Source organism: Xanthomonas rydalmerensis (assembly GCF_033170385.1).
Classification (GTDB): domain Bacteria; phylum Pseudomonadota; class Gammaproteobacteria; order Xanthomonadales; family Xanthomonadaceae; genus Xanthomonas_A; species Xanthomonas_A rydalmerensis.
On sequence record NZ_CP126170.1, the window covers coordinates 4,657,178 to 4,673,571 of the forward strand.

17 protein-coding genes are annotated in these 16,394 nt (G+C 68.4%); 7 read left to right on the forward strand and 10 right to left on the reverse strand.

Going from position 1 to position 16,394, the window contains the following annotated elements; genetic code table 11:
* Positions 1-26: 26 nt before the first annotated feature.
* Genes QN245_RS19850 through trpE form a run of 5 tightly spaced genes read right to left on the reverse strand, consistent with a single transcriptional unit; the run spans position 27 to position 4,647 of the window.
* On the reverse strand, positions 27-665 hold the full coding sequence (locus QN245_RS19850; RefSeq protein ID WP_184449632.1) for a flavin reductase family protein: 639 nt from the start codon (positions 663-665) through the stop codon (positions 27-29).
* A 49-nt stretch (positions 666-714) separates the two neighbouring features.
* On the reverse strand, positions 715-1,293 hold the full coding sequence (locus tag QN245_RS19855; protein ID WP_017910185.1) for an anthranilate synthase component II: 579 nt from the start codon (positions 1,291-1,293) through the stop codon (positions 715-717).
* A 10-nt stretch (positions 1,294-1,303) separates the two neighbouring features.
* Positions 1,304-2,080 carry an SIMPL domain-containing protein gene (locus tag QN245_RS19860; RefSeq protein WP_317844007.1) on the reverse strand — a complete coding sequence of 259 codons (777 nt, stop codon included), beginning with the start codon at positions 2,078-2,080 and terminating at the stop codon, positions 1,304-1,306.
* Positions 2,081-2,101: 21 nt separating this feature from the next.
* On the reverse strand, positions 2,102-3,175 hold the full coding sequence (locus tag QN245_RS19865) for a threonine aldolase family protein (RefSeq protein ID WP_317844008.1): 1,074 nt from the start codon (positions 3,173-3,175) through the stop codon (positions 2,102-2,104).
* Positions 3,172-4,647: an anthranilate synthase component I gene (trpE, locus tag QN245_RS19870; protein ID WP_317844009.1), complete on the reverse strand. Its 1,476-nt coding sequence runs from the start codon at positions 4,645-4,647 to the stop codon at positions 3,172-3,174. The genes QN245_RS19865 and trpE overlap by 4 nt, the downstream gene beginning before the upstream one ends.
* Positions 4,648-5,204: 557 nt before the next feature.
* Here trpE and QN245_RS19875 point away from each other — a divergent pair.
* Positions 5,205-6,176 (forward strand): IS110 family RNA-guided transposase, encoded by a 972-nt coding sequence (locus QN245_RS19875; protein WP_317843970.1) that lies wholly within the window; start codon positions 5,205-5,207, stop codon positions 6,174-6,176.
* Positions 6,177-6,240: 64 nt separating this feature from the next.
* Here the strand turns inward: QN245_RS19875 and yegS are convergent, their stop codons facing one another.
* From yegS to QN245_RS19895, 4 genes are all read right to left on the reverse strand, one after another.
* On the reverse strand, positions 6,241-7,179 hold the full coding sequence (gene yegS / locus QN245_RS19880; RefSeq protein WP_184449641.1) for a lipid kinase YegS: 939 nt from the start codon (positions 7,177-7,179) through the stop codon (positions 6,241-6,243).
* A gap of 217 nt (positions 7,180-7,396) precedes the next feature.
* The gene (locus tag QN245_RS19885; protein ID WP_017910180.1) at positions 7,397-7,879 is read right to left on the reverse strand and encodes a GNAT family N-acetyltransferase; all 483 of its coding nucleotides are present in this window, start codon (positions 7,877-7,879) and stop codon (positions 7,397-7,399) included.
* A 1-nt stretch (position 7,880) separates the two neighbouring features.
* Positions 7,881-8,549: a ribulose-phosphate 3-epimerase gene (gene rpe / locus QN245_RS19890; protein ID WP_184449645.1), complete on the reverse strand. Its 669-nt coding sequence runs from the start codon at positions 8,547-8,549 to the stop codon at positions 7,881-7,883.
* 9 nt (positions 8,550-8,558) lie between these two features.
* Positions 8,559-8,891 carry a J domain-containing protein gene (locus QN245_RS19895; RefSeq protein WP_010341396.1) on the reverse strand — a complete coding sequence of 111 codons (333 nt, stop codon included), beginning with the start codon at positions 8,889-8,891 and terminating at the stop codon, positions 8,559-8,561.
* 141 nt (positions 8,892-9,032) lie between these two features.
* Between QN245_RS19895 and QN245_RS19900 the strand changes: the two genes are divergently transcribed.
* The 6 genes from QN245_RS19900 to QN245_RS19925 all read left to right on the forward strand — a co-directional run bounded on the left by QN245_RS19900 (position 9,033) and on the right by QN245_RS19925 (position 15,132).
* Complete coding sequence (locus QN245_RS19900) at positions 9,033-9,959, forward strand: phosphoribosylaminoimidazolesuccinocarboxamide synthase (protein ID WP_184449647.1); 927 nt, start codon at positions 9,033-9,035, stop codon at positions 9,957-9,959.
* A 167-nt stretch (positions 9,960-10,126) separates the two neighbouring features.
* Positions 10,127-10,807: a hypothetical protein gene (locus tag QN245_RS19905; RefSeq protein ID WP_317844010.1), complete on the forward strand. Its 681-nt coding sequence runs from the start codon at positions 10,127-10,129 to the stop codon at positions 10,805-10,807.
* Positions 10,808-10,977: 170 nt separating this feature from the next.
* Complete coding sequence (locus QN245_RS19910; protein WP_184644985.1) at positions 10,978-11,460, forward strand: hypothetical protein; 483 nt, start codon at positions 10,978-10,980, stop codon at positions 11,458-11,460.
* A 376-nt stretch (positions 11,461-11,836) separates the two neighbouring features.
* Complete coding sequence (locus tag QN245_RS19915; RefSeq protein WP_202394632.1) at positions 11,837-12,337, forward strand: hypothetical protein; 501 nt, start codon at positions 11,837-11,839, stop codon at positions 12,335-12,337.
* A gap of 70 nt (positions 12,338-12,407) precedes the next feature.
* Positions 12,408-14,189 carry a peptidoglycan-binding protein gene (locus QN245_RS19920; protein WP_317844011.1) on the forward strand — a complete coding sequence of 594 codons (1,782 nt, stop codon included), beginning with the start codon at positions 12,408-12,410 and terminating at the stop codon, positions 14,187-14,189.
* 460 nt (positions 14,190-14,649) lie between these two features.
* Positions 14,650-15,132: an Mpo1 family 2-hydroxy fatty acid dioxygenase gene (locus QN245_RS19925; RefSeq protein WP_152236627.1), complete on the forward strand. Its 483-nt coding sequence runs from the start codon at positions 14,650-14,652 to the stop codon at positions 15,130-15,132.
* 128 nt (positions 15,133-15,260) lie between these two features.
* Here the strand turns inward: QN245_RS19925 and QN245_RS19930 are convergent, their stop codons facing one another.
* The gene (locus QN245_RS19930) at positions 15,261-16,196 is read right to left on the reverse strand and encodes an NAD-dependent epimerase/dehydratase family protein (RefSeq protein ID WP_317844012.1); all 936 of its coding nucleotides are present in this window, start codon (positions 16,194-16,196) and stop codon (positions 15,261-15,263) included.
* Between the last annotated feature and the right edge of the window lie 198 nt (positions 16,197-16,394).

Below are 16,394 nucleotides of genomic sequence, written 5' to 3' on the forward strand. Positions count from 1 at the left end.
AGTGGGAGGCACCGCGCCGGATGCGCTCAGCGCGCCTGCGTCGGCCGCGGCATGCGCAGGCGCCCTTGCGCCAGCACCTCGAAGTAGTCGGCCGGGCCGCCGGCGCGCAGCAGGGTGGCGACCGCGGCCGGGTCGTAGATCCCGTCCTGCAGCGCGTGCTCGGCGATGTGCACGCCGATCACTTCGCCCAGCACCAACCAGGTCTGGATCGGCTCGCCGCGCGCGCTCTGCAGCGGCAGCAGCTGGCTGAGCCGGCATTCGAAGCTCACCGGGCTGGCGGCGACCCGCGGCGCCGCGATCAGGCGCGAAGGCGCGGCAACGAGGCCGGCCAGGGCGAACTCGTCGACCTCCGGCGCCACCGCGGCGGAACTGGCGTTCATCGCCTCGGCCAGCGGCCGCGTGGCCAGGTTCCAGGTGAACTCGCCCGTGGCCTCGATGTTGCGCACGCTGTCCTTCCAGCCGATGCTGGCGAAGCCGACGATCGGCGGGACGTAGTTGAAGGCGTTGAAGAAGCTGTAGGGCGCCAGGTTGGCGACGCCGTCGGCACCGCGCGAGCCGATCCAGCCGATCGGCCGCGGCCCGACGATGGCGTTGAACGGATCGTGCGGTAGCCCGTGGCCATTGGCCGGTTCGTAGAAATGGAAGGCGTCGGTGCGATCGTGCATCGGCAGGGTCCGGCAATGACGGAAGGCGGGCGGCGTCGGCGCAGCGCGCTCAGCGCTCCAGGAAGTTCTTGAGCAAGGCGTGGCCGTGCTCGGTGAGGATGGACTCGGGATGGAACTGCACGCCCTCGACCGGGAACTGGCGATGGCGCAGGCCCATGATCTCCTCCACCGTGCCGTCGTCGTGTTCGGTCCAGGCCGTCACCTCCAGACAGTCGGGCAGCGTGGTCTTCTCCACCACCAGCGAGTGGTAGCGGGTGGCCTCGTAGCGGTCCGGCAGGCCGGCGAACACGCCGCGGCCCTCGTGGCGGATGCGCGAGGTCTTGCCATGCATGATGGTGCCGGCACGCACCACCTGCCCGCCGTAGACCTGGCCGATGCTCTGGTGGCCCAGGCACACGCCCAGGATCGGGATGCGTTGGCCCAGTCGCTCGATCAGTTGCAGCGACACCCCCGCCTCGTTCGGCGTGCACGGCCCCGGCGAGATGACGATGCGCTCGGGCGCCAGGCGCTCGATCTCGTCCACGCTGAGCGCGTCGTTGCGCACCACCTTGACCTCGGCACCCAGCGCCTGCAGGTACTGCACGAGGTTGTAGGTAAAGCTGTCGTAGTTGTCCAGCATCAGCAGCATGGCGAAGGACTCATTGCGCGATCAGGAAGACCGCATAGACGTTTTCGGAAAGGGTGAGGGTGCCGGCTTCGAGGGATTCGGCCATGCCATCGGCCGCACGCGCTGTGGAGAGGTCAGCTGCCGGCGCCGGTGGCGCACTCACCAACTGCACCGCGACCGACTCGGACGGCCACTGCCCGGCCTGGATGCCATAGGCGAAGTTCGGCGCCACCTCGGAGATGGTGTACAGGCCGCCCAGGCGCACGCCGTAGGCCTTGGCCAGGGACTGTGCGGAGCTTCGCGTCTGCTCGGCCGCCTGGCGCTTGAGCTCGGCGCGCAGCGCGGCTTCGCCGCTGTAGCGTGGCGCGATTCCCGACACCTGCACGTCCTCGCTGGTAGCCAACGCGCCCAGCAAGGCGCGCACATCGTCCAACGCGGCGAACTCGGCCGACAGTGTGCGCTGCACGCGAGTGCCTTCGAACAGTTGCTTGTCTCCTTGGTAGCGACGCTCGGGCGCGATCGACAGCGTCGTGGCCTGCACGCTGCCGGCCAGCGCATGGCGCTGTGCGAACGCGGCCAGCACCTTCTCGGCATTGGCCTGCACGCGCTTACGCGCCGCACCCGGGTCGGCGTCCACGGCGCTGAGGGTGATGGTCACACCGAAGCGATCCGGCACCACTTCGCGCTTGGCTTCGCCCTTGACCAACAGGTGCGGCTGCGACGGCAGGCTGTTGACCTGTGCGCTAGCGCACGCAGGCAGCGCCAGCACGGCGGCAAGAAACCAGGGACCGATCTTGCTGAGTTTCATCGTCCTCTCCTTGGTGGAAAATCAGCCGGCCGCATGTTGCGTGCCGGATTGGATCAGCGCCGCGAAATTCGCGATCAACGCATCGACCGCCGCGTCCTGCGTGGCCCACGAGGTCACGAAGCGGATCACCCAGCGGCCGTCGTCCAGCAGCTGCCAGCGCTCGAAGTCGTAGCGCTGCGCCAGGGCCTCGACCGCGGCGGCGGGCAGGATCACGAACAACTGGTTGGTCGGCGAGTCCGAGGCGAACTGCGCACCGGCCGCGGCCAGCCCGGCGCGCAGGCGCGCGGCCATGCGGTTGGCGTGCGCAGCTAGCTGATAGAACAACCCGTCCTCGAACAACGCGGCGAACTGTGTGCCCAGCACCATGCCCTTGGCCAGCAGCGCGCCGCGCTGCTTGAGCAGGTAGCGGAAATCCGCTTTCAGGGCCGAATCGAGGATCACCAGCGCCTCGCCGAGCAAGGCGCCGTTCTTGGTGCCGCCGATGTAGAACGCATCGGTCAGCGCGGCAACGTCGGCCAGCGTCAGGTCGTTGCCCTCGGCGGTGAGCGCGCTGCCGATGCGCGCACCGTCCAGGAACAACAGCAGGCCGTGTGCGTCGCAGAACGCGCGCAGTGCCTGCAGTTCGTGCCTGCGGTACAGCGTGCCGACTTCGGTGGTGTTGGATACGTAGACCAGCCGCGGCTGCACCATGTGCTCGTTGCCGTGCTCGGCGAGCAGCGGCGCGATCCGCTCCGGCGTGAGCCGGCCGTCGGCCGCGTCCACGGTGAGCACCTTGTGCCCGGTGGCTTCGATCGCACCGGTCTCGTGGGTGGCGATGTGGCCGCAGACCGCGGCGATCACCGCCTGGTGCGGGCGCAGGAACGCGGCGATGGCGGTGAGGTTGGTCTGGGTGCCGCCGACCAGCAGGTGCACGTCGGCATCGGCGCAGCCGATCTCGGCGCGGATCAGCTGCGCGGCGCGCGCGCTGTGCCGGTCCAGGCCATAGCCGGCGTTTTGCTCGGCACTGGCCGCGGCCAGGGCGGCGAGCAGGCGTGGATGCGCGCCTTCGCTGTAGTCGTTGCGGAAGCCGATCCGCGGCGATGCGGCGCCGCTCACAGCCCCTTCGCCGCTTCGGCGACCGCACGGAACAGCGCGCGGCCCTTGTTCATCGTCTCGTCCCATTCGGCCTGCGGGTCGGAGTCGTAGACGATGCCGGCGCCGGCCTGCACGTGCAGGCGGCCATGCTTGATCACCGCGGTACGGATGGCGATGGCGGTGTCGGCGTCGCCGTGCCAGCCCAGGTAGCCGATGCTGCCGGCATAGACGTTGCGCTTGATCGGCTCCAGCTCGCGGATCACTTCCAGCGCGCGGATCTTCGGCGCGCCGCTGACGGTACCGGCCGGGAAGGTGGCGCGCAGCACGTCGGCGTAGCTGAGGCCGGGCAGCAAGGTGCCGGTGACTTCGCTGACGATGTGCATGACGTGGCTATAGCGTTCGATCACGAAGCGCTCGCCGACCGCGACGCTACCGGCCTGCGAGACGCGGCCGGCGTCGTTGCGGCCCAGGTCGATCAGCATCAGGTGCTCGGCGCGCTCCTTCGGATCAGCCAGCAGCTCCGCTTCCAGCGCCTGGTCCTGTTCCGGCGTCTTGCCGCGCGGGCGGGTGCCGGCGATCGGGCGCACGGTGACCTGGCCGTTCTCCAGCCGCACCAGGATCTCCGGCGAGGAGCCGACCACCTGGGTGTCGCCGACGTCGAGGAAATACATGTACGGCGACGGATTCAGCGCGCGCAGCGCGCGATACACGTCCACCGGGCGCGCGGTGAACGGCACGCTCAGGCGCTGGCTCAGCACCACCTGGAAGATGTCGCCGGCGCGGATGTAGTCCTTGGATTTCTCCACCGCGGCGATGAAACCCTCGCGGGTGAAGCCGGAGACGAAGTCGCTTTCGTCCAGCACGTCGCGCGCCAGCGGCGCGGGGTAGCCGGCACCGGGCTGGCGCAGCGTGGTGGTGAGCGCATCCAGGCGCGCCTGCGCGCGTTCCCAGGCATCGACCTCGGTCGGGTCGGCATGCACGATCAGGTACAGGCGGCCCTTGAGGTTGTCGAAGACCGCCACGTCCTCGGACAGCATCAGCAGGATGTCCGGGGTGTCCAGCTCGTCGCGTGCGACGGCGCCGGCCAGGCGCGGCTCGATGTAGCCGATGCATTCGAAGCCGAACCAGCCGACCAGGCCGCCGGTGAAGCCGGGCACGCCAGCCAGCTTGGGCACCATATGCTGCGCACGCAGCGCCTCGACCTCGGCGAAGGGATCGGCGACCTCGCGGCGCTCGATCAGTTCGCCATGGTCGCGCACCTCGAGCGTGTGCCCGCGGAAGGTGTACACGCGGCGCACCGGCAGGCCGATGATCGAGTAGCGCCCGAAGCGTTCGCCGCCTTCGACCGATTCGAACAGGTAGGTGTGCGGGGCGTCGGCGAGCTTGAGATAGACCGACAGCGGCGTGTCCAGGTCGGACAGCACTTCGCGGACGACGGGGATGCGGGTGTGACCTTCAGCGGCGTAGCGCTGGAACTGCTCGCGGGTAATCAAGACGGCTTTCCTTCCGGGACTCGGTGACAGGGCGGACGACGGCTGCAGGCCACCATCGCCACGCACGGCGAGCGGAAGTGAAGGAAAGCGGGGTCGTCAGGCTGGACACGGCGGCTACTTTACCGCAACTGCGGCGACTGGCAACGGTTGCAGACGCCACCAATCGAGGGCGATGCGCAGGCGCTCGGCGAGGATGTCGCGTCGGGACTGAAGTCCCTCCCACAGGGGGTTGATTGCCTGGGTACATCTCCGTAGGAGCGGCTTCAGCCGCGACGGGCGTTACCGGGAATGCCCGTCGCGACTGAAGCCGCTCCTTGTATCTGGACCTGGCGCCCTTAAACAGGCGTCATGTCTTCCGACTGATCATCGGAGGAGGTGTGGGAAGTCCAGTCGCTCCTGAAGCTTAGAGCTTGCATCGTAGATCGGCTCCCCCTCCACATGCTGGCCCTTGGGTGTCCGAACGGTATCCAGAGTCCGCCCCCGGCGTGAACTCGCATCGACAAGGCAGGACCGGGCACAGCGCCGATCATGACCCTGACACGATGGAGGAATCGCGTATGTCTCCCGTCATCGGCATCGACGTCGCCAAACGCAGTTTCGATGTGGCCATCGAGCTGACCAATGGCAAGCACCGTACCAAGGCCAAGTTGTCCAACGATGCCAAGGGCTTCCAGGCCCTGCAGGCATGGCTGCAGACGCATGCGCAGCCCGAGAGCTGGATCGCCATGGAGGCCACTGGCACCTACCACCAGGCACTGGCCGAGTTCCTCCACGCACGAGGCTATCGGGTGTGCGTGCTCAACCCGGCGCAGACGGCCGCGTACGCACGCAGCCAGCTCAGCCGGGTCAAGACCGATCGCAGCGATGCCAAGCTGATCGCCAGCTATGCCCTGCGTCACCGCGAGCAGTTACGCCGTTGGCACCCTGATCCGCCGGCGCTCAAGCAGCTCAAGGCACTGGTGCGCCGGCGCCAGGACTTGCAACAGATGCTGCAGATGGAGCGCAACCGGCTGGACGTCGCTCCGGCCCAGGTGAAGGACTCGATCCAGGTCCATCTGGCCGATCTGCAACATCACATCGCCCAGATCGAGCAGGCCATCGATGACCATATCGACCAGGATCCGACCTTGCGGGGGCAGCGCGAGTTACTGGTGAGCATCCAGGGCATCGCCGACACCAGCGCGGCCTTGATGCTGGCCGAGCTTGGCGATGTGAGGCGCTTTGCCGATGCCTCGGCGGTGACCGCCTTCGCCGGCCTGAATCCGTGCCTGCAGGAGTCGGGCGACCGCAAAGGCCATGTCTGCATCTCGCGCACCGGCTCGCCCCGCCTGCGCGCGGGCCTGTTCATGCCGGCCCTGGTGGCCATGACCCACAACCCGGTCATCCGGGCGCTGAAACAGCGGCTAAGCGAACGCGGCAAAGCCGGCAAGCAGATCGTGTGCGCCGCTATGCGCAAGCTCCTGCACCTCGCCTATGGCGTCCTCAAATCGGGCACCGCGTTCGACCCGAAAAGGGGCCTTGCCTGCTAGGGGGTAAGACGGTATCTACGAGAGCAATACGCTGGCAGCACGCGAGCAGACGAATGCGTGGCCGCTAACGCCTGCGCGGCTGCAGCAACGGCGACTCCGGCGGCAGGTGCATGCGCAGGCGCCCGGGCACGCAATCGATGCGGAAGTGGCGCGAGGTTTCCGGCTCGCCGTCCAGGTTCAGGGTCAGCGGCTGCGCCGCCTCGATCTGCAGCCACGGCAGGCGCGCGCGCACCGCCACCCGCTCCAGCGCCGCCTGCTTGCCTGAGGTGACCAGGGTGCCCAGGGTCGCGGCGACCTCGCCGGTCAGTTCCGGCACCAGGGTCAGATCGAGCAGGCCGTCGTCGAGCAATGCGTCCGGGCACAGGACCTGGCCGCCGCCGGCCTGGCGGCCGTTGCCCAGGCCGAGCGCGATGAAATCGCCTTCCCAGGAAAAGTCCGGCCCCGCGAAGCGTGCCCGGATCGGATCGATCCGGCCCAGCCGGCTCATGCCGGTGACCAGGTAGGCCAGCCCGCCCAGCATCTTCTTCAGGCCTTCGTCGGTCTCCACCGTGACCTGGGTGCCGAAGCCGCCGCTGGCGACGTTGGCGCACCAGTGCGGGCCGTGCTCGGCCTCGATGCGCAGCAGGTCGATCGGCAACGCCGGGGTACGTGCGATCAGTTCCAGCGCCTCCAGCGGCGGCAGCGGAATGCCGGTCGCGGTGGCGAAATCGTTGGCCGTGCCCAGTGCGACCAGGCCCAAGGCCGGCAGCTCGGCGGCCGATTCCTGGCGATGCGCTAACGTCGTGGCGACCTCGCTCAGAGTGCCGTCGCCGCCGGCGGCGACGATGCAGGCCGCGCCATCGGCCACCGCCTCAGCCACGTAACGTTCGGCATCGCCCTGCTCCCAGGTGACCCGCACCTGCAGCGCCACGCCGCGGGTACGCATGGCCATGACCGCCTCGCGCAACGCCTCGTCGCCGGCCGACTTGCCGTTGAGGATCAGACGCCAGTGCGCTGCAGCCATGCGGACCTTCCCGGGGTGAGGCGCCCACGCTAACGGGCACGGCATGCGCGATGCGTGAATCCAGGCGCGCGCGTTGTCATACGCACGTCACCGAGCGTCCGGAACATGGAAGGCCATAGCAAGGAAGACGGATGGAGGCAGGATCAGCCTCCGATTTCTCTCCCAGGGGCCGCACCGGCGACGGTGCGGTTCTTTTCTTTTGGCCGCCCCGCGCCGCTCAGCCGGCGGCGAACCTGGCCAGCGCCTCGCCCTGCAGCCGGTACACGGTCCACTCGTCCTGCGCGCGGGCGCCGACCGCTTCGTAGAAGTCGATCGCCGGCTGGTTCCAGTCCAGCACCGACCATTCGAAGCGGCCGCAGCCCTCGGCCACCGCCTGCCGCGCCAGATGCTGCAGCAGCGCCTTGCCGGCGCCCACGCCGCGGTGCGCCGGGTCCACGTACAGGTCTTCCAGGTACAGGCCGTTGCGGCCGAGCCAGGTGGAGTAGTTGTAGAAGTACACCGCGTAGCCGATCGGCTGGCCGTCGGCCTCGCAGATCAGCGCCTGCGCGCGGGCGTCGGCGCCGAACAGGCTGGCGCGCAGGCCGGCCTCGTCGGTCTGCACCGCGTCCTCGGCGCGCTCGTAGCGCGCCAGGTCGCGGATCAGGCGCAGGATCAGCGCCGCGTCGTCGGCCACCGCCGGGCGGATGTGCAGGGCCGCCACCTCAGCGCGCCGCCACCGCGGCGCGCATCTGCGCGATCACCGCGGCGTAGTCGGGCGCATTGAAGATGGCCGAGCCGGCGACGAAGGTGTCGGCGCCGGCGGCGGCGATCGCGGCGATATTGTCCGGCTTGACCCCGCCGTCGATCTCCAGCCGGATCGGCTTGCCGCTGGCGTCGATGCGGGCGCGGATCGCGCGCAGCTTGTCCAGCGCCGAGGGAATGAAGGCCTGGCCGCCGAAACCCGGGTTGACCGACATCACCAGCACCAGGTCCAGGTCGTCCAGCACCCAGTCCAGGATGTCCACCGGCGTGGCCGGGTTGAGCACCAGGCCGGCCTTGCAGCCGTGCGACTTGATCAGCTGGATGCTGCGGTGCACGTGGCGGCTGGCCTCGGGGTGGAAGCTGATGATGCTGGCGCCGGCCTCGGCGAAATCCGGGATCAGCCGGTCCACCGGCTCGACCATCAGGTGCACGTCGATCGGCGCGGTGACGCCGTGCTTGCGCAGCGCCTGGCAGACCATCGGGCCGATGGTCAGGTTCGGCACGTAATGGTTGTCCATCACGTCGAAGTGGATCCAGTCGGCGCCGGCGCGCAGCACGGCATCCACTTCCTCGCCGAGGCGGGCGAAATCGGCGGACAGGATGGACGGGGAGATGATGCAGTCGGACATGGCGGGGTCTCAGCGCTTGCGCAGGGTGCGGATACGGTCGTAGGCGGTGTTGAGCTGGCTGGCCTTCTTCTCGGCGCGGGCGCGCAGCTCGGGGCTGGCGCTGGCGACCTTGTCGGGGTGGTACTGGGACATCAGCCGGCGATAGGCCAGTTCGATCTCGGCGTCGGTGGCGTCGCGGGTCAGGCCCAGTTCCCGATAGGGATCCTCGCGCTGGGACAGCTTGAACCAGTCGGCGTCGAAGGCATGCCCGATCAGCAGCCCGATCAGCGCGCCCAGCACCGGCGTGGGCCGCAGCAGCAGGGCCCCGGCGATGGCGCCGAGCAGTTTTCCGTACCAGGGCATGGGCGAGGGCGGGCGCGGCGTCAGGGCCGGCCATTTTACGGCACAGCGGGGCATTCCGGCCGTACACTACGCGGCCCGCCGTCCGCCGCGGGCCCGCCGGGTCCCGGGACGGTCGCCATTGCGAAGTCCGTAGGAGTGCCTGTGTCCACCACGCTGTTGCAATCCGATCTGCCCGGCCTGCCCTTGCGCCACCGCGGCAAAGTCCGCGACGTGTTCGATATTCCCCGCGAGCGCCTGCCGGCCGACGCGCCGCCCGGCGACTACCTGCTGATGGTCGCCACCGACCGCCTGTCCGCCTTCGACGTGGTGCTGCCCGACCCGATCCCCGGCAAGGGCGAGATGCTGTGCCAGGTCTCCAACTTCTGGTTCAAGAAGACCGACCACCTGATGCCCAACCACCTCACCGGCATCGACGTGGCCGCGGTGCTGCCCGAGGGCGTGGACAAGGCCCTGTACGCCAAGCGCGCGGTGGTGACCCGCAAGCTCAAGCCGGTGCCGGTGGAAGCCATCGCCCGCGGCTACCTGATCGGCAGCGGCTGGAAGGACTACCAGCGCACCGGCAAGGTCAGCGGCATCGAACTGCCCGACGGCCTGCGCCAGGCCGAGAAGCTGGCCGAACCGATCTTCACCCCCTCGACCAAGGCGGCGGTCGGCGACCACGACGAGAACATCGACTTCGACGCCATGGTCAAGACCGTGGGCGCCGAACTGGCCGAGCGCGTGCGCGACGCCACCCTGCGCATCTACCGCTTCGCCGCCGACTTCGCCGCCGAGCGCGGCATCCTGCTGGCCGACACCAAGTTCGAGTTCGGCACCGACGCCGACGGCCGGCTGTACATCATGGACGAGATGCTGACCCCGGATTCCTCGCGCTACTGGCCGGCCGACGAGTACGAAGTCGGGACCAGCCCGCCGAGCTACGACAAGCAGTTCGTGCGCGACTACCTGGAGACGCTGGACTGGGGCAAGACTGCGCCCGGCCCGCGCCTGCCGCAGGACGTGATCGACCGCACCCGCGCCAAGTACGCCGAGGCGCTGCAGCGGCTGGCGGGGATTTCGGTCGACTGAGCGCGGTGCTGCCATGCGCCGGTGTGCCGGCGCATGAGGGTGGTCGCGGAAGGCGGCCACCTTGCGGTCACGCGCCGCTCTGCCTGTTGCTTCACCAGCTGATAATCCTGGCCAACTAGACTCGGGCAACCGCGCGCTCGTGCGTCCGACCTGATCAGGAGGATCCGTTGGCCAGTTCGCCCCCGCTTTTTGCCGCCCTTGCGCTTTTCATGGCACTGGCAGCCTGCAACTCTAGGCAGGCCGACGCCTCAACGACTGCGAGCCCCGTCGCTGACGCAGCCGCTCGCACTGCATCTTCGGACAAGGCCACTTCCGGTCGCGCGCCCAGCACATCGCAGGCTGCACGCCAGGATGACGGCGTTGCAGCGCTGGCCGAGTCCTTGCACCTTCGCTGTGAAAATGCGGCCAAGGGCAGCGACTGCGTGGCGGGCAATATGGACGCCGGGGATTTCTACGATGTCGATGTGTCTCCAGGCTGTGGCGCAGACGGAAACTTCGCAGGCGTGGCCGAACGCGACGCGACACTTCTGGATGCCTTGCCAGTGACCGGCAGCAAGGTGCAGGTCGCCGCCAGGCTGTCGGACGGGCAATTCGTCTGCATCCTGGCCACCGCGCACGCGGGTCAACGGGCGGCCTACTACTACGTGGTCGCCATTCCCCCTGCCAGCGTAGGCGCGTGCAAGGGAAAGCCCATTTGCACTCAGTATGGCGAGCGTCCGATTGACTTCGTGACACAGCGCAAGCAGGGAAAGCGCTGCGCCGTTGCAGGCAAGGCGCGCCCTGAGGGCGACTGTGCGCAGGGGTGGATCGAACCGCAGAAGCTGGACGTATTTTCGGAAGGCCTGTGATCCGCCGTGAGGCGAAGGCGCTCGACAGGGGTTGATCACCGCGCTGGCGTTAGGCGCTGGTAGATTCCGCCGCAATGCCCCGCCGCGGCTTCACGACGTGATGATCCTGCTCGACTAAACTCAGCCGCCCGCAGGGCGATTGCCCCGCCCGACCCGATCAGGAGGATCCGTTGGCTATCGCACGCCCCATTCTGACGTCCCTCGCCTTGGCAGCGGCCCTGGTCGCGTGCAAGGCGCAACCGGCCGGCTCCACGGTGGCTGCGGCCACGGCCGCGCCCTCGCAGACCACAGGTGCCGCAGCCGCGCCGCGCTGCCAGGACGCCGATTTCGATGCCTTCCTCAAGCGCTTCAGCGCCGACATCGCGGTCCAGGAAAAGGCCACCGCCGACCCGTTGACGATGATCCATATCGATCCGGACGCGCAGCCGGAGCCGGCGCCAGTCACCCGCAACGTGCCGCTCGCCGAAGTCGAATGGCCGGTGATCCCGAACCTGGACGCGGCCCGCAAGGGTGGGCGCGAGGTCGTGGTGACGCAGAACGCCGAGGGCCGGCAGGTCTTGGTGCGTACCCCTGATACCGGCGACCAGCAGGTCTACCAGTTCGCGCAGAAACCGTGCTGGACGCTGGTGAAGGTCGACGACCAGGCGTTGTAGCGGCGCCCCCAAGGAGACACCGCATGGATGCTTTTCGCCAGCGCAACGCCATCTGCCACATCGCGCGACAAACGCTCATCTTCTACCCGACCCTCGCCCAGTAACGGCCAGGCAGCATGTATCTGCCCGCATCGCAGGGTGGCAATTGAAACTAGCAGAGGAAATTCACGTGCATTTCCTGAAACTCTCTTCTTCTTCGCTTCTCGCTCTGGCATTGGCAGCCTGTGGAGGCACAACCGCGGACGGAAAACCCGCCGACGCGCAACAGCCGTCCCCCGTTCCCAGTCAGCAAAACCAGGGGCAGCACGCTCCCACTACGCCCACTCAGCAAGGGAATGCCACCGTGCAAAACGTCGCTTCTTTCGTCCCTTCGGGCATGGAAACCGTGGACACGCTTCGGGGCGACCTCACCGGCATTGGTCGGTCAGATGCATTACTGGTCGTTTCCCCTCCATCGTCGGCTGGCGAGAAGTTGGGTCAGGGCGCACCAAGAACGGTGATCCTGCTGACCCAGGATGAAAGCGGAGAGCTGCACAAGGCCGCGGAGAATGCGCATATCGTCCCATGCGCGAACTGCGGCGGCATGGCCGGCGATCCATATGCGTTTTCGCGGATCGAGAAAGGGCAGTTCACCATCTCCATCTCGGGCGGCTCGCGCGAGCGCTGGGCTGATGACTTCACCTTCCGCTATGCGCCCGCCACTAAAAGCTGGCTGCTGGAGAAGGTGGTGCGCGAGCTCACCGATACGCAAACCGATCAGCACAAACAATTGGAGTTGACGGCCAAGGATTTTGGACAGGTGGCATTCGCGGATTTCGATCCTGCCAAGCTGCCCAAGGTCGCCCCACTGGAAGAGGGCGAGTCGAGCACGAATTAAAGGGAAGTAATGGTTTCCGCGGACATGGATGGTCCGTCCATCACGTTGCTGAGAAATGAGGAGCTACACCATGGCAACAGACAGAGAGAACCAGATGCTCCGCGCCGCATACGCGGCCGGCATCACACAGCCCAGGGAACTGGCGAATTTTATGGCGCAGGTGGGCCATGAATCCGGCGGCCTTTCCAGGCTTGAGGAAAGCTTCAATTACACCAAGGGAATCGGACAAATCACTGCCAACGTGCGTTCTGCTTTGCGCGAAGGTCCGGAGGCACTGGAAAGCGCGCGCATCGAGGCACTCAGGGGCCGGCCCGAACGGCTCGGCGAACTCATGTACGGCAATCGCCGGGATCTCGGCAATGATCAGCCGGGGGACGGCTATCTCTATCACGGCCGTGGCTACATGCAATTGACCGGCAAGGCACAGTACAGCGCGGCTGGCGAGGCGTTGGGTCTGGACCTGGTCAATCGACCAGAGTTGGCATCTCAGCCTGAGAACGCCTCGCGCATCGCCACCTGGTACTGGCAGCAGAAAGTACCCGAGGAGCAGCGCAACAGCGCCCGAGACGCGGGTGCCGCCATCAACGGAGCCAACCCGCCGAACGGGTTGGCAGACCGCGAGAGGCGCTTCGAGCACTGGCAACGAACGCTGACACCCGAATTGATGCAGAACCTGGCCACGGGACGGCTGGGTGAAGCCGTCGCTGCACCCACGCAGGGCCATCGGCCGGCTACCGCTAACGCCGGGGGGTCTCACAGCAACTTCCAGCAGACGATGGAGCGCATGCTGCCGAGCCAGGGCAAGGTCGATCCGCACATCACCGGGCACTATGGCGAACACCGCGCCCGCGGTCCGCACGGCGGCACCGACTTCAACTACGAAGGCGGCCAAACCGGCATCAACCGGCAGCATCCGACGGTGCACGCGCCGATCTCCGGCACGGTGACCTTCTCCGGCGGCCAGTACGGCACGGTGAAAATCCGCGACGCGCAGGGCAATTCGCACGAAATCCTGCACCTGGATTCGCGCTCGGTGAAAGAAGGCGATACCGTGCGCGCCGGCGATGCGATCGGCACCATGGGCGGACGTGGCCCGAACGGGGCGAACCAGTACGCGCAGCACGTGCATTACCAGATGCACGATGCGAACGGGAAGGCGGTCAGTCCGGAGACGTGGTGGAACCGCGGCCAGCAGGTCGACGCGCATGGCCGCGATCAGGCGCAGCATGGCAATGGCACGCTGCGCCAAGGCGACCACGGCCAGGAGGTGCGCGAGTTGCAGCAGCATCTCAACCGCCTCGGCATCCGCGACGCGCAAGGCCGTCCGCTGGCCGAGGACGGCCGCTTCGGGGACAACACCCACGAGGCGGTAACGGCTTTGCAGAAACAGCGCGGCCTCACCCAGGACGGCATCGTCGGCCGCGATACCCGGGCCGGGCTGGCGGCCGCCGAGCAGGCGCAGGCCAAGCCGGCGAAGGGTCCGCAGCTCGGCGAGCCGGGGCATCCGGATACGCCGCTGTACGACAAGATGCGCACGGAAGCCGATCGCGGTGCGGAGAAGGCCAATCCGCCGCACGCCAAGCTGTCGAACGAGGCAGTAGCCAACCTCACCCTGCAGGCCAAGCAGGCCGGGATCGATAGCCCCGACAAGCTGAAGGAGGTCAATGTCGCCAACGACAAGGCCTTCGTCGCCGGGACCACGCCGGGCTTCCGTGCGGTGGTGGACCTGCAGCAGCCGGCACCACCGCTGGAGCAGACCAGCGCGCAGTTGGCGCACCAGTCCGCACAGCAGCAGGAGTCGGGGCAGCGCGAGCAGCAGCAGGAGACGAACAGGAGCATGGCGCGCGCCTGAGCCGCCAGGCCGTGGCGGGGCGGTCGTGCCGACAGCGCGATCGCCCCTGCTCGGCGACTCCACCGCTTGCCTGCGACGACCGCTCAGGCGGCCGACGCATCGCAGACACCGTTCGTCGAAACGAAAAAAGCACCTCTCATCCCCTGCATCCGGCACGATCGAACCAGATGCAAGCTGCCTTATGTAAGCGACGGGGCGTCCCCGGTAAAGCCCGTCGCGGCTGACGCCGCTCACACAGGACATTGCCCGACGTTTTTGGAGGCCCCCGAAGGTCGCTCCGCTGGGACGGCTGCATGCGTGCTGTGCTGGGCGAGGACATGGACGGCATCGGGCGCGACCAGCAAACGGGCAAGGCGTCCGTGCTGCTGGCAACGGCTGCCGGCGTCGCCGGATGCGCGGCCCGGTGTCTCCGCATCGCACCGACGATGGCGCTATGCTGGGCCGGTTCCTGGGAGGGAAGATGGATACCACCGCCTACGCGCGCCCGATCGACCGCTATTTCGCCAGTTATTCCGACGATCACCGCAATGCCGCCAACCAGCGCATCCACGTGGTCGCCGTGCCGGCGATCCTGTGGTCTGTGGTGGCGCTGCTGTGGTGCATCCCGGTCGGCGGCACCTGGTTCCAGAGCGGGCTGTGGGCGGCGCTGGGCATGTTCGCGGCGTGGATGTACTACAACCGCCTGTCGCGTCCGCTGGGCTACGGCATGCTGGCGGCGTTCTTCTTCTGCGGCTGCCTGTGCCGGCTGCTGGAGGCGCACCTGGGCCTGCAGGGGCTGCTGTGGCTGGCGATCGGCGTGTTCGTGGTGGCCTGGATCGCGCAGTTCATCGGGCACGCACTGGAAGGCCACCGGCCCAGCTTCCTCACCGACCTGACCTATCTGCTGATCGGCCCGGCCTGGGTGCTGGCCAAGCTGTACCGGCGCATGCACTGGCGCTACTGAGCGCGGCCGCCCCACACCGCAGCACAGCCGCCGGGTACGCGCGGACGCTGCCCGGACCTTCCTCCCCTCGTTCGCCGCGGCGCCTGCGCGCCGTCCGCACCCAGCTGACGCGTGCGCGCGACGCGGCGTCAGCCCTGCTTCGCCGTGTCCCCAAGGTCCAGGCCCAACATCCCCGCATCCGGCGCGAAGGCGCACGGCGCGTAGCCGAAATCCCGCCGCGCCGGTTGCAGATCGAACGTCAGGTCCTCGCGCATGCGCTGCAGCGCGGCGCGGTTCATGCCCTGCAGGCGGCCGCAGGCGTGGGCCAGCGCCAGCGCCGACGCGAACAGCGCATGCGGCAGCGTCAGCAACCGCGCTGGCGGACGCAGTACGGCCAAGACCCGCCGCACCATCTCGCAATAGGTGAGCGTCTCGCCGCCACCGAGGGCGTAGCTGCGCCCGTGCGTGGCCGGATGCGCCAGCACCGCCAGCGCCGCGTCGGCCAGGTCCTGCACGTGCACCGGCTGGCGCAGGCCGCTGGCGCTGCGCGGCAGCACGAACCAGCCGGTGCGCCGCGCCAGTGCCGCGATCGCGCTGAGGGTGCGGTCGCGGCCGGCGCCGTAGACCAGGGTCGGCCGCAGCACCGTCGCCGCCGCGCCGCGCTCGGCCGCGACCGCGAACACGATGGCCTCGGCCTCGCGCAGGCGCCGGGCGACGTCGCGCTCGGCCGAATCCAGCGAGTCGCGCTTGACTTCCAGGCTGGTGGAGCCGAACGCGACCACGCGCGCCGCGGCGACCGGCGCGCGCCGGTACCAGTCGGCGAAGGCGTCCAGCGGCCCGCAACTGAACACCACGTCGGCCGCCACCGGCGGCGCCTGCAGCGCGCTGAGTTCACCGGCATGCCAGTGCAGGCCGGATTGCGGCGCGCGCGTCTGACGGGAGTAGGCATGCACCTCCCACCCGTCGGCCAGCAAGCGGTGCAGCAGGCGCTCGCCGATCTGGCCGCTGCCGCCGAACACCAGCGCGACGCGCGGGGAGGCGACGGACGGAGGGGAAGCGGACGCAGCGGCAGGCGAATCTGTCATCGACACAGAATAGTGCGTGCACGGCCGTTTGCGGCCGGGAGCATGCGGGATCGGGCCGCTGCACAGCACGCCACGGCGGATGGAGGCGCGCGATTACGCGGCGCTGGCATACGCAATCACCCACGATCGCCACGCTCACGGCGCCCTCGCCCTACGCCGCACGCGCCCGCATCGAGAGCGACAGGCACCTCCGCTGCA

Bases quoted from the DNA above. Each gene is read 5' to 3' on its own strand.
- QN245_RS19860 (WP_317844007.1), bottom strand. From the start codon at position 2,080: ATGAAACTCAGCAAGATCGGTCCCTGGTTTCTTGCCGCCGTGCTGGCG.
- QN245_RS19920 (WP_317844011.1), top strand. From the start codon at position 12,408: ATGGCAACAGACAGAGAGAACCAGATGCTCCGCGCCGCATACGCGGCC.
- rpe (WP_184449645.1), bottom strand. From the start codon at position 8,549: ATGTCCGACTGCATCATCTCCCCGTCCATCCTGTCCGCCGATTTCGCC.
- QN245_RS19850 (WP_184449632.1), bottom strand. From the start codon at position 665: ATGCACGATCGCACCGACGCCTTCCATTTCTACGAACCGGCCAATGGC.
- QN245_RS19855 (WP_017910185.1), bottom strand. From the start codon at position 1,293: ATGCTGCTGATGCTGGACAACTACGACAGCTTTACCTACAACCTCGTG.
- yegS (WP_184449641.1), bottom strand. From the start codon at position 7,179: ATGGCTGCAGCGCACTGGCGTCTGATCCTCAACGGCAAGTCGGCCGGC.
- QN245_RS19895 (WP_010341396.1), bottom strand. From the start codon at position 8,891: ATGCCCTGGTACGGAAAACTGCTCGGCGCCATCGCCGGGGCCCTGCTG.
- QN245_RS19930 (WP_317844012.1), bottom strand. From the start codon at position 16,196: ATGACAGATTCGCCTGCCGCTGCGTCCGCTTCCCCTCCGTCCGTCGCC.
- QN245_RS19925 (WP_152236627.1), top strand. From the start codon at position 14,650: ATGGATACCACCGCCTACGCGCGCCCGATCGACCGCTATTTCGCCAGT.
- QN245_RS19915 (WP_202394632.1), top strand. From the start codon at position 11,837: ATGGAAACCGTGGACACGCTTCGGGGCGACCTCACCGGCATTGGTCGG.
- QN245_RS19875 (WP_317843970.1), top strand. From the start codon at position 5,205: ATGTCTCCCGTCATCGGCATCGACGTCGCCAAACGCAGTTTCGATGTG.